This window comes from Luteolibacter sp., assembly GCF_058122085.1.
Map to the genome: position 1 here is coordinate 1 of NZ_JBIKBQ010000124.1, position 11470 is coordinate 11470.

Below are 11470 nucleotides of genomic sequence, written 5' to 3' on the forward strand. Positions count from 1 at the left end.
CCGCAGCGTGTCGCGGTCCACGCGGGGTTTGCCGTAGTAGAGGCCTTCGAGATTTCCCTTGGAAACGAGCTTGCTGAGGTTGTCCCAGCCCTCGTTGTTCTCCGCGAGCAGCGTCATGTGGGTGGCGCGCTTGCGGCCGGCGAGCTCCTTCTTGTCCTCCATCTTTCCCGGCGCGAGGTAGATTTCGCAGCCGAGGATCGGTTTCACCCCGGCCTTGTGGCACTCTTGGTAGAATTTGATCGCGCCGTAGAGGTTGCCGTGGTCGGTCATCGCGACGGCCGGCATGCCGAGTTCCTTGGCGCGTTTGGCCAGATCCTTGATGCGGATCATGCCGTCGAGCAGGGAAAATTCAGTGTGGAGGTGAAGGTGGACGAAGGAATCTGACATCGGGCGGCGAGACCTTAGCGGGCCGACGACGGAGGGCAAGCCGGAGGATTTTACCAAGCTCCGCATCTCACTCGCCCAGTCCATTTCACATTATTGGCGCTGGCAAACTGTCCGCGTGCGGCTAGCGTTTCCGGGTGTTTCAAATTGTCTTCAACGAAATCAGCGCCGCCGAGCTCTCCGCCCTCGGCACTCTCGAACAGCTCGAACTGTTGGAGGAATTCAAGGTCGGCAAGGAGGATCTGGCGAACCTGTGCGGCGAGCGCTTCGGCAAGATCGACCGCGACGGAGTGGTCCTGTATCGCTTCCGGGCCAAGGATTACCGGTTCTATTTCGAGGTGAAGGAGGGCGCGGTGATCGTCCACCGGGTGCTGCACAAGGGGACTTTTTCGGATTTCATGTTCCGCTCGAAGCTGCCGCTGGCCGAGGACGAGGCGCTGGCGAACTCGAAGCATTTCTGGAAATTGATCGACGAGGGCCGCAACGCGCGGCGGTTGTAAGATTCACTAGAATTTGCTTCCAGTGGCCGGCCGCGCTGGGGCAGTCTCCGGAATGACGAAATGGATCATGTATGGGGTGCTCGCGGTCCTCGTGGCCGGAAGTTGGACGATGTATTCCAAGACGGGCCGGGAAATGACGGACCTCGCACAACAGATCGAAGTGCAGCAAGACGCCGGCGACCCGGAGGGCAAGGTTGCGAAAATGAAAGCCGACCTGCAGTCGATGGAGGGTGAAAAAACCTTCAACGGCATCCTGCTCACTTTTTTGAGCGCCGGCTTGGTCGGGATTTTCGTGGTGGTCCACCTGCTGCCGTTCTTCGCCCAGCGGGTCACCCACGCGGTGTTCGACAGTGGGGAAATGGTCGAAAAGGACGTCATGCACGACGCCCGCTCGCTGATGGCGCAGGGCAATTACGAGGGCGCGATCGAGGCCTTCAAGCTGGCGGCCGCCGCGGATCCGCTGAACCGCCTGCCATGGGTGGAAATCGTCAAAATCCAGAAGACCAACCTCGGCGACGCGGCGGCGGCGATCCTAACCATCCGTCACGCGTTGGAGAGCCAGGAATGGGAGCTCAACGACGCGGCCTATTTCCTTTTCCGTCTCGCGGAACTTTACGATGAGGTCGAGGGCGACCGCGCGACCGCCGTGTCGATTTTGAACCAAGTGGTCGAGCAGTTTCCCGGCACCCGCCACTCGGCGAACGCCACCCACAAGCTGCACGAATGGTCCGTGGCCGACGAGGCTGCGGCGCTGGCGGCTCAGGAATCGCAGTACAAAGGGCAGAGGTGATCGGGAGAGGTTGCTGCGTTTTCCTTCCCCCACGGAGCCAGCACAATGCCGCAAATCAAGCTCAGCATCCGCGGCCGGGCGGGGGCGTTCTGCGGAAGGCATCCATTGTTCGCGGCGGCGCTCGTCGCCGCCGGATGCGTGTTGTTAGCTGAGAAGAGTCTTCCGGCGGGTCTCGTCGCAGGTGCCGCGCTGGGTCTGGCGGGCGCGGGTTTGAAGAGTTGGCGGACGGGCTTGGCCTGGGTGTGTTGCGGCTGGCTGGCGGTCGGTGTTTTCACCTGGCGGACGGAGGCGAGGAAATCCGCCGAGCACAAGCTGTTGGAATCGGTCGGCGGGGAAATGGAGGGCCGCTTGCTCAAGGATGGCAGGGGTCGCGAGAATTTCTGGTCGGCCCCGGCGGTCTTGCTAACGGGGCCGCAAGCAGGAACCAAGGTCTGGTGGGAGGGCCGGGGGGAACTGCCAGTCGCCGGCTCGCGGGTGAGGGCGCGCGGGAATTTCGGCCCGCTGCCGGAGCGGCGGAATCCGGGCGAGTTCGACCAGGCGGCCTGGCTGCGGGGCCAGGGCGTGGCGGCGGTTTTTCAGGCTGGCTGGGTGCGGGGCGAGGTGGTGACCCCCGAGTGGGCGGCGCGCGGATCCGCCCTGCGGCGGGGGTTCCGCGCGGCGGTGACGGACGGCCTGGCGGAGGATTCGCAGGAAGCGGTGGTGATCCGCGCGGTGGTCATCGGCGAGCAACCGCCGGATGCGGACGAGCTGGTGGCGGCGTTTCGAAACAGCGGGACTTTGCACGCGTTCTCGGTGAGCGGGCTGCACGTGGCGATGGTCGGCAGCATCGGCTGGCTGTTGCTGCGGCTGGCGGGAGTGCCCCGGCGCTGGGCGGTGCTGGCCTTGCTGCCGCTGATTTTCGGCTACTCGTGGCTCACCGGAAACAGCCCTCCGGCGATGCGCTCGGCGTGGATGGCGGCGGTGTTTCTGGGGGCCTTCGTTTCCCGCAGGCGGCCGGATTTGCTCAACGCGCTGGGCGCGGTTTTGTTAGCGGCGATGCTGTGGGACGGGCGTCTGTTATTCCAGCCGGGCGTGCAGCTTTCCTACGGCGTGGTGGCGGTCATCGCGGTCGGCGCGGGGTGGGGAACGCGGCTGTTTTCATGGATCGCGAAGCCGGAGCTCTATCTGCCGCTGGCGATGATGACGCGGCGGCAGAAGGCTTGGCTCGGGTTCCGCAGAAACGTCGCGCAGTCGCTCGGTGTCTCGCTGGTGGCGGGGATCGGCTCCACGCCGCTCACCGCGTTTCACTTCGGGCTGGTGACTCCGGTTTCGGTTTTCGCCGGGGTGATTCTGGTGCCGCTGGTTTTCGTCTTGCTCAGCGCCGCGCTGCTCGCGGCGGCGCTCTATCCGGTGGTCCCGCCGGTCGCGAGGTGGGTGAACCGGGCGAACGGCCAGGTGGCGAAAGCCTGCGTCCTGACGGCGGAGGGGTTTTCATCGATCCCGGGCGGGCACTTCCAGCTGGCGCAGGAAAGCCGGCCGTTCCTGCTCGTTTACGATCTGGAGCACGGGGCGGGCGCGGCGTGTTTTTCCGGCGGCAAGAGCGGCGCGGTGCTGATGGATTGTGCGGATCGCTACAGTTTCAAACGCCGGGTCGGGCCTTCGTTGCGGCGGCTCGGCGTGATGCCGGACGCGGTGGTTTTGAGCCACCCGGATGGCGGCCACCTCGGCGGCGGCGCGGAAGTTTGGGGGACTTTGCCGATCCGGCAGGTGCTCTTGCCGGTGGCGCAATCGCGCAGTCCGGCGTTCCGCGCGTGGTCCACGGACGCGCCGCTCGCGGGAATCCGGGCGATCCACGCTGCGGATCTCCGGGATCTGGCCATGCCGGACGGTGCGCGGTTGGAAGTCCTCCACGCTCCCGATCCATTCTCACAGAACGCCCCCGCCGACGACCGGGTCGCGGTTTTCCGCCTCCACTGGCGCGGCTGGAAACTGCTCTTCACCAGCGATGCAGGAATGCTAACCGAGTCGGAATTGCTCGATGCCCGCAAGGACGTCTCGGCCGATGTCATCATCGCGGGCCGCCCCCGCGGCGACGCTTCCCTCGGCGACGCGTTCCTCGACGCGGTGAACCCGCAGGCGATCGTCGCCTCGCATTCGGCCTTCCCAGTCGCCGAGCAGCTGAATCCGCTAACCGTGAAATTCTGGCGGTCCCGCGGCATCCAAGTCATCCACCAAGGCGAAGCCGGAGGCGTCACCGTGCGGGTGGACGAGTCGGGAAACCTCCGGCTGGAGGGCTTCGCGGATCAATCCGTGATGATTCTCAAGCCTCGTTGAAGGCTCGTGGCTGGAGCCTCTGGCTCCAGACCGTGGCGGGGGCGTCTCGCCGCCGGTATTTTCTTAATCCCCGCCCACCGGCTTGCGGCAGCGCAGGCGGAACATTGATTTCCCCTCGCCCTCCCATTGCAGTTGGAAGTCCGTCTTCGGATAGAAGAACGATTCCTCCGTCCACTCCAGCAGTTCGAATTTCCCGAACCCATCGACTTTCTCCACCGCCCATTGGAAATATTCCTCGTGATCGGTCATGAAAAGAAACTCCCCGCCCGGCACCAGAGCCCGCCGCACGGCTTCGAGAAATTCCAGCTGCACCAGCCGCCGCCGGTGGTGGCGCAGCTTCGGCCAGGGATCCGGGCACAGCAGGTGCAGCCGCGAGACCTGCGCCTCGGGCAGCAGCCACTCGACCACGTAGCGGCTGTCCAGCCGCAGCACCCGCGTGTTTTCCAAGCCCCGCCGCGTTAGCTTTTTGCAAACCTTCCGCACCCGCCCCAACAGGCGCTCGACCCCCAGGAAATCCCGCTCCGGGAACTCGCGGGCCATCTCCATCAGAAACGAGCCGTCGCCGCAGCCCAGATCGATTTCCAGCGGCCGGTCGCCCCGGCAGATCTCCGCCCGGGAAAGTTCCCGGAAATAATCCGCCGGCACGAACTCCCCCGCCAGCGCCGGCCGCGGAAGGACATTGAAAGGCTGCGTCGCAATCACCGCGGGATGAAAATCCGCCGGGCGCCGAGTGGCGAGCGCGGAATCAAAGAAATCCCATCCCTCTGCGCCAGCGGGGCCGCCGCGCTCTTGTCTGTCGCGCTCTTGTCTTGCAAGTCCCACTCCCGCTTCAAGAATACGCCCGGATGACATTCTTCGAAATCCACAACGCCACCGTCTGGCGCGGAGCCACCGAGGCGCTCAAGGACTTCTCGCTAGAACTGCGCGCCGGGGAAAGCACCGCGGTGCTCGGGCCCAACGGCGCGGCCAAGAGCACCTTTCTCAAGCTTCTAACGGGCGAGGTCCGGCCCGAGGCGAATCGCGGGACGCAGTGCCGGCTCTTCGGCGAGGAACTTTGGTCGCTGGAAGAGCTGCGCCATCGCATCGGCGTGGTCATGCCGGAGGAGGTCACCCGCTTCGTGCAGGGGGAAATCGCCGCTGACACCGTGCTGTCATCATTGCGCGGCGCTTACGGCCGCATCTTCGCCGACGGGCGGAAGCGCGATGTCCTCACCGAAAAAGTGCTCGCCCGGTTATACGACGTGGACCTCAAGGTCCGCTGGTCCGGCGGCTGGTGCGACGTGCGCTTCCAGTGATTTCTCGCGGTGCGGGATCCCGCTCAAGGTTGGAAATACGGGTTGTAAGTCCCGAGGCGGCGATCCTAGGCTCTCCGCTGCCGCCAAGAAGACGGCAATTTTCCATGATCATCCTCATCAAAATCGCCCTCGCGCTCTTTCTCATCGGCTGGTCCGGGCTCGGGCTTTGGATGCTGGTAAAATACGACCAGCTCTTCGGCTATCACCCGGATGATCCGGCCGAGTCGTCGGGCGCGCGGGCACTGAACGTGACGCAGGTCTCCTCCGTCTGGTTCGGATTCTTCGCGGTGGCGTTTTATTTCCTGATCCGCTGAGGACGGGCGGTTAGGCGGGCGAGCGTCCGTTTTTCATCCGGTGGAGTGCCACCGGGACGATGAAGATCAACAGCGTGAGCGCGGAGGTGCCCATGTCGAAATAGTGGCTGGCGAGAAAGCCGTGGATGGCGTCTCCCGCCGAGGACAGCACTTGGGACTTGGAGGCGAGAAAGCCGTGGAATTCGTGGCCTTTCTCGAGGAAATGACGGGGCACGCTGAGGACGAGTTTCACCCCGAGCACGGCGATGACGATGAAGGCGCAGGTTTCCAGGAAATGATAGCGCTGCATGAGTTTCACGAAGCCCTGGGCCGCGAACCGCATGGCCAGGATGCCGAGGAAAACCCCGGTGCAGACGAGCACCAGCTTCGAGGGCATCGGGTAGTTTTTCACGTAGGCGATCGCCGCGACGACGTTGTCGATGGAGAACGCGAGGTCCATGATTTCCACCGCGACGACGGTGGCCCAGAACGGTCCTAACAATCCAATCGTGCTGCGGTAGAGGAAATTGCCTTCCGTTTCGACGGCTTCCACGCCTTCCTCGATGACGGACTCGTGTCTCGAAAAATGGCTCCACGCGAGCCATAGCAGGTAAAGTCCGCCCAGCGGTTCCAGCCACCAGATGGTGATGAGCCACGCGGCAAGCGCGAGGCAGAGTCCGCGGAACGCGTAGGCGCCGATGATGCCGTATTTCAGCGCCTTGCCGCGTTGGTGTTCCGGGAGGCGCATCACCATTGTCGCGAGCACGGCGGCATTGTCCACGGACAGCACCCCCTCGATGATGATGAGAATGAGCACCACCATGAGGCCGGCGGCGGGGTCGGGTCCGAGAATGTTGTAGGTCCAATCCATGCGTTTTCGGGCGCAAGCTGGGCGAGGCCCCTGCCGCTGGCAACGGCAATTTGCCTCCGGGCGGGGAATTCCGTGCTGATTTCATGGCGATTGATTGCCGCCCTTGCGCCCGTCCCGTCGACCGTTTAGGACTTCCGAAACAAATTTTCCCCATGGCTGCTGACTATACCGAAGACGACATCAAATCCCTCGACTGGCGCGAACACATCCGCATGCGCCCAGGCATGTACATCGGCAAGCTCGGCGACGGCTCCTCGCCTGACGACGGCCTCTACATCCTGCTCAAGGAAGCGGTGGATAACTCCATCGACGAGCACATCATGGGCCACGGCAAGGAAGTGAAAGTGGACATCGACGAGCAGGGCCGCGTGGAAGTGCGCGACTTCGGCCGCGGGATTCCGCTCGGAAAACTTTTCGACTGCGCCGCCCAGATCAACACCGGCGCGAAGTATGACAGCGAGGCGTTCAAGAAATCCGTCGGCCTCAACGGCGTCGGCATCAAGGCGGTCAACGCGCTCTCCGACTTTTTTGAAATCCAGTCCTGGCGGGACAACCAGACCAAGGCGCTCGAATTCTCGAAAGGCCAGCTCACCGTGGACATGAAAAACCCGCGGCGCGACGAGGCGCCGAACGGCACCCGCCTCGCCTTCGAGCTCGACCGCACGATTTTCCCGCCCAAGGCGAAATACAAGGAGCAGTTCGTCGAGAAGATGTGCCGCTACTATTCCTACCTGAACCCGGCGCTCACCATCAATTTCAACGGCAAGAAGTTCCGCTCGAAGGACGGCCTGCTCGACCTGCTGCGCGAGGAGATGGAAAACGAGGCGCTCTATCCGCCGATCCATCTCGTCGGCAAGGACATCGAGATCGCCTTCACCCACACGCCGGAAAGCGGCGAGGAATACTATACCTTCGTCAACGGCCAGAACACCTCGCAGGGCGGCACCCACCTCGCCGCCTTCCGCGAGGCGCTGGTCCAGGTGATCCGCGGTTTCTATAAGAAACAATACGAGCCGTCCGACATCCGCGCCGGCATCGAGGCCGCCGTCTGCGTGCGGATCATCGAGCCGGTGTTCGAGTCGCAGACCAAGACCAAGCTCGGTTCCGCCACCATCGAGCCCGGCGGTGAATCGTTGCGCACGTTCATCGGGAATTTCCTCAAGACCAACCTCGACAACTACCTGCACAAACACCCGCAGGTCGCCGAGGCGATCCAGAAGCGCATCCTCTCCGCCGAGCGCGAGCGCAAGGATTTGAAAGGCATCCAGAAGTTAGCCCGCGAGCGCTCCAAGCAGGCGAAGGTCCATAACAAAAAACTCCGCGACTGCCGCGTCCGCTACGACAGCAAGCACAAGCGCCGCGAGGAATCCACGCTCTTCATCACCGAGGGCGACTCCGCCTCCGGTTCCATCACCAAGAGCCGCGACGTGGAGACGCAGGCGGTTTTCTCGCTCCGTGGCAAGCCGCTCAACACCTACAGCCTGCCGCGCAAGATCGTGTATGAAAACGAGGAGTTCGCCCTGCTCCAGGCCGCGCTCAATATCGAGGACGGCATCGAATACCTGCGCTATAACAAAGTCGTCATCGCCACCGATGCCGACGTGGACGGCATGCATATCCGCCTGTTATTGCTCACCTTCTTCCTCCAGTTTTTCCCGGAAATGATCCGCGACGGACATCTCTACATTCTCCAAACCCCACTCTTCCGCGTCCGCAACAAGAAGGAAACCATCTACTGTTACGACGACAACGAGCGCCAGAAAGCCTTGGCGAAACTCGGCAAGGCCGCCGAGATCACGCGCTTCAAGGGTCTCGGTGAAATCTCGCCCGACGAGTTCAGCTTCATGATCGGCCCGGACATGCGCCTCGACCACGTCGAGTATGAAGAGGGCAAAGGAGTGAAGGAACTGCTAGCCTTCTACATGGGCAAGAACACACCCGACCGCCAGGATTTCATCATCGAGAACCTCCGCGAGGACGTGGATAAACAGATTGAAGCGGTCGCGTGATTTGAATTTATCGCGCACGGCGTCAGCGGTGTGTGACGTTTCCGTCAATATTGATATCTCGTCACTCATGCCCGGCGAGGTGATTGTCCATGTCCTTGGCAATGGAGCTTTTCCTCATCGATGCGATCGGCCCGTTTTTTCGCGGCTGCGGCCGGATGCGGGTCAACTGGTCCAAGATTCCTTTCATGGACTTGCTCGATGCGAGTCCGGACGACTGGGCGGCGATCGGGGAAGAGCTTCGGGAATTCGCGCGGCAGGTCTCCGCGCAAGGATACAACGCGGTTACGTTGGATGATCTGGCGCACCTCGCGCCTCATCCGCTGCACGAACCGGAGGTGGCGGATCGGATTGATTTCCTGCGCGGAAAATTCACCGGATTCTTCGACATGCTGCACGGCAAGGACTTGATTTTCCGGACATGGACGGTGGGCGCCCACCGCATCGGCGATCTAATCTGGCATCGCGGCACGCTGGAAAAGACGCTGGAGGGTCTCGACTCCCCGAATCTAATTGTTTCAATGAAACACGGAGAGAGTGATTTCTTCCGCTATCTCCCGCTCAACCGGGCGTTCTTCCGGGTGAAAAAACGCAAGCTGTTGGAACTGCAGGCCCGGCGGGAATATGAGGGAGCAGGCGAGTATCCGTCGTTCATCGGCTGGGATTGCGAAGGCTTCGCGCGGGAACTCTCACAAGTGGAAAACGTCGTGGGAATTTCGGTGTGGTGTCAGACTGGTGGCTGGCATCGTTTCCGGCGGCGCGCCTATCTGGAAGCCGATGGCCGGGACATCTGGATCCGGCTCAACGCCGAGGCGGCCATCACCGTCTTCCGACATGGCAAACCGGCGGATTCCGCCGTGGAAAGCCTCCTCGGTCCGGAGCGGGCGTTCGCGGCATTGGAGCTTCTCGATCACGCCGACACAGTGATTCGAGAGCTTCTCTACATCCGTGACTTCGCCCGGCAGAAGCTGTTTTTCCGGCGCGTCCGCATTCCGCCGTTGCTGCATGTTTATTGGGACTCGCTTTTCATCAATCACGGCGTGCGCAAGGTGATGCGTATTTTTTGTTAGCGATCCGGAAGCCGCCTTGTCGGGTGGTGAGGCGGCCGCGGCCTTGTTCCCGCGGATGATCTCCCTGGCGCGCGAAGCCGGACTTCCGGCGGACGACATCGAGCACATGGGCGACTTCTTCCATCTCGTCCAGCTGGCGCGCCGCTATTATTTCCTGCAGTTTGACGAATCCGTCGCCGGGCGGATCCGCGCCGGGAAGGCCGCTTACAAGTTGCGTTGGCCCAAGGAAAAACGCCAGCGCTACCGGATCAAGGTGTCCTTCGAGCCATTTCCCGTGAAACGACGCATCCTTGCGATGGCGGCAGGAGTTCTGCTGCGGCGCAAGCGCGACTACCGCTGGGTGGACCGGGTTTTCATCCTCTCTCTATCCGGGATTGTCTTTCGCGCCCTGCGCCCGCGCGATCCCGCCGCGATGCCCAAGTTCCTCCGCAAGTCCGCGATGGGGGTGGACGTGCTTTTCAAATAGAAAGAGTTTAGATCATGCAAGCGGATTGCAGGGAAGTCTGCTCCGCCAGCGGTTCCGGCTGTCCGTCGCGCCTCAGGCTCTCGATGAACCCGGCATACCGCACCAGTTCCATCCGTCCGTCGTGATGCTCGATGATGGCCGTGAGGCTTTCCACCCAGTCGCCCGAGTTGAGATAGTGGATCGCGCCCACTTGTTTGTCTTCGGGCGTGTGGATGTGACCGCAGATGATGCCGTCGCATTTCCGATGGCGGGCCAGTTCCTGGAGCAGTTCCTCGTAGCGGTCCACGAAGCTAACAGCGGACTTGACCTTGGCCTTCACGCGCTTGCTGAGGGAGAAATAATCCTTGCCGCGCCATGCCCGGTAGTGGTTGTAAAAGCGGTTCACGCGAAGCAGGAAATCGTAGCCCACCGCCCCGAGTGAGGCGAGCCACTTGTGGTTGGTGGAGACGCTGTCGAAGCCGTCGCCGTGCACGATGAGGTAACGTTTTTCCGCCGCCGTGACATGAATGTGTTCCTTGGTCAGGCGGATCCTGCCGAAGGCCATCGGCAGGAAACGCTCGAGGATCTCATCATGATTCCCGCGCAGATAGATCACCTCGGTGTGGTCCTGCTCGGTCATCTTGATCACCTTGCGGATCACACGGCTGTGGCGCGATGTCCAGCGTCCGCCGCGTTTCAGCGCCCAGCCGTCGATGATGTCGCCGTTAAGGACCAGCTTGCGGCACTTGATGTGTTTGAGGAATTCCACGACTTCATCCGCCTTGCTATCAGGTGTGCCCAGGTGGATGTCCGAGAGGAACACCGTGCGACAGGAAAACTTGGGGCGCTTGGATTTCTTTTTCACGGCCACTGGGATTTCCTCAGCGGTTCCCGAAATCTCGGCGAGCCTGCGTGCGAATTCCTCCACCACTTGGTCCCATCCGAGGGATTCAGCAGTTTCCCGGGCGGCTTCCCGCAGCTTGTCGTCGGTCCGTAGTGAAAGCGCGTTCACCGCGAGACGGATGAATTCCGCGGAGTCGCCCTTGACGGCCTTGAGTCCGTTTTCGCCCGCCCGCACGTGCAGAGCCGAGCCTGCGTAGTCATAGCTCACCGTGGCGAGGCCGCTGGCCATCGCTTCCAACAGCACGTTGCCGAAGGTTTCAGTTTCGCTAGGAAAGACCAGCACGTCCGCGGAGGCGTAGTGTTTGGCGAGTTCCTCGCCGGTTTGCACACCGGAAAAACAAACCCACGGGAATTTCACGGCGAGTTTTTCACGCAAGGGACCGTCGCCGACCACCACGCACCTCACGTCCGGGAAGACCTGGCGCATTTGCTCGAAGGTCTTCATCGCCAACTCGAAGTTCTTCTCTACCGCAACCCGGCCGACCATCACCGCGACCGGCGTGGCCGCCCGTGCGCCCCAGTGGGCGCGGAGGGATTCACAGCGTTTCCCGGGGGCGAACAAATCCGTATCCACGCCACGTTCTAGCAGATGGACGTTTT

General features: G+C 62.4%; 12 protein-coding genes. 8 read left to right on the forward strand and 4 right to left on the reverse strand.

From position 1 onward, the window contains the following. Positions 1-387, reverse strand: a 387-nt coding sequence (locus AC4DF4_RS15935) for a PHP domain-containing protein (RefSeq protein ID WP_490049100.1), incomplete at its 3' end; no start/stop codon positions are given. 134 nt (positions 388-521) lie between these two features. Here AC4DF4_RS15935 and AC4DF4_RS15940 point away from each other — a divergent pair. From AC4DF4_RS15940 to AC4DF4_RS15950, 3 genes are read left to right on the forward strand one after another with little or no spacing between them, the layout of a single operon-like run. Then, entirely contained in the window at positions 522-884 is a 363-nt protein-coding gene (locus AC4DF4_RS15940) for a hypothetical protein (protein ID WP_490049101.1), read from the forward strand. A gap of 52 nt (positions 885-936) precedes the next feature. Beyond that, positions 937-1674 (forward strand): tetratricopeptide repeat protein, encoded by a 738-nt coding sequence (locus AC4DF4_RS15945; protein WP_490049102.1) that lies wholly within the window; start codon positions 937-939, stop codon positions 1672-1674. 45 nt (positions 1675-1719) lie between these two features. Beyond that, complete coding sequence (locus AC4DF4_RS15950; RefSeq protein ID WP_490049103.1) at positions 1720-3987, forward strand: ComEC/Rec2 family competence protein; 2268 nt, start codon at positions 1720-1722, stop codon at positions 3985-3987. Positions 3988-4050: 63 nt separating this feature from the next. Here AC4DF4_RS15950 and trmB read toward each other — a convergent pair whose 3' ends face one another. Beyond that, positions 4051-4689 carry a tRNA (guanosine(46)-N7)-methyltransferase TrmB gene (gene trmB, locus AC4DF4_RS15955; protein ID WP_490049104.1) on the reverse strand — a complete coding sequence of 213 codons (639 nt, stop codon included), beginning with the start codon at positions 4687-4689 and terminating at the stop codon, positions 4051-4053. 143 nt (positions 4690-4832) lie between these two features. Between trmB and AC4DF4_RS15960 the strand changes: the two genes are divergently transcribed. Then, positions 4833-5282 carry an ATP-binding cassette domain-containing protein gene (locus AC4DF4_RS15960; protein WP_490049105.1) on the forward strand — a complete coding sequence of 150 codons (450 nt, stop codon included), beginning with the start codon at positions 4833-4835 and terminating at the stop codon, positions 5280-5282. Between the two features lie 104 nt (positions 5283-5386). Further along, the gene (locus AC4DF4_RS15965; protein WP_490049106.1) at positions 5387-5596 is read left to right on the forward strand and encodes a hypothetical protein; all 210 of its coding nucleotides are present in this window, start codon (positions 5387-5389) and stop codon (positions 5594-5596) included. Between the two features lie 10 nt (positions 5597-5606). Here AC4DF4_RS15965 and AC4DF4_RS15970 read toward each other — a convergent pair whose 3' ends face one another. Beyond that, positions 5607-6446, reverse strand: coding sequence for a TerC family protein (locus tag AC4DF4_RS15970; RefSeq protein WP_490049107.1), 840 nt, complete (start codon positions 6444-6446; stop codon positions 5607-5609). A gap of 152 nt (positions 6447-6598) precedes the next feature. Here AC4DF4_RS15970 and AC4DF4_RS15975 point away from each other — a divergent pair, with 152 nt between their 5' ends. From AC4DF4_RS15975 to AC4DF4_RS15985, 3 genes are all read left to right on the forward strand, one after another. Continuing rightward, on the forward strand, positions 6599-8455 hold the full coding sequence (locus AC4DF4_RS15975; protein ID WP_490049108.1) for a DNA topoisomerase IV subunit B: 1857 nt from the start codon (positions 6599-6601) through the stop codon (positions 8453-8455). A gap of 89 nt (positions 8456-8544) precedes the next feature. Further along, a complete protein-coding gene (locus AC4DF4_RS15980; RefSeq protein ID WP_490049109.1) occupies positions 8545-9522 on the forward strand; it encodes a hypothetical protein in 978 nt (325 codons plus the stop codon). A 55-nt stretch (positions 9523-9577) separates the two neighbouring features. Beyond that, positions 9578-9988, forward strand: coding sequence for a hypothetical protein (locus AC4DF4_RS15985; protein ID WP_490049110.1), 411 nt, complete (start codon positions 9578-9580; stop codon positions 9986-9988). Positions 9989-9995: 7 nt separating this feature from the next. Here AC4DF4_RS15985 and AC4DF4_RS15990 read toward each other — a convergent pair. Then, the coding region (locus AC4DF4_RS15990) for a glycosyltransferase (RefSeq protein ID WP_490049111.1) at positions 9996-11470 on the reverse strand (1475 nt) is incomplete at its 5' end.

What these genes read in the sequence shown, in the direction of transcription:
- AC4DF4_RS15945 (WP_490049102.1), top strand. Translation starts at nt 937, where the DNA reads ATGACGAAATGGATCATGTATGGGGTGCTCGCGGTCCTCGTGGCCGGA.
- AC4DF4_RS15950 (WP_490049103.1), top strand. Translation starts at nt 1,720, where the DNA reads ATGCCGCAAATCAAGCTCAGCATCCGCGGCCGGGCGGGGGCGTTCTGC.
- AC4DF4_RS15960 (WP_490049105.1), top strand. Translation starts at nt 4,833, where the DNA reads ATGACATTCTTCGAAATCCACAACGCCACCGTCTGGCGCGGAGCCACC.
- AC4DF4_RS15965 (WP_490049106.1), top strand. Translation starts at nt 5,387, where the DNA reads ATGATCATCCTCATCAAAATCGCCCTCGCGCTCTTTCTCATCGGCTGG.
- AC4DF4_RS15970 (WP_490049107.1), bottom strand. Translation starts at nt 6,446, where the DNA reads ATGGATTGGACCTACAACATTCTCGGACCCGACCCCGCCGCCGGCCTC.
- AC4DF4_RS15975 (WP_490049108.1), top strand. Translation starts at nt 6,599, where the DNA reads ATGGCTGCTGACTATACCGAAGACGACATCAAATCCCTCGACTGGCGC.
- AC4DF4_RS15980 (WP_490049109.1), top strand. Translation starts at nt 8,545, where the DNA reads ATGTCCTTGGCAATGGAGCTTTTCCTCATCGATGCGATCGGCCCGTTT.
- AC4DF4_RS15985 (WP_490049110.1), top strand. Translation starts at nt 9,578, where the DNA reads ATGATCTCCCTGGCGCGCGAAGCCGGACTTCCGGCGGACGACATCGAG.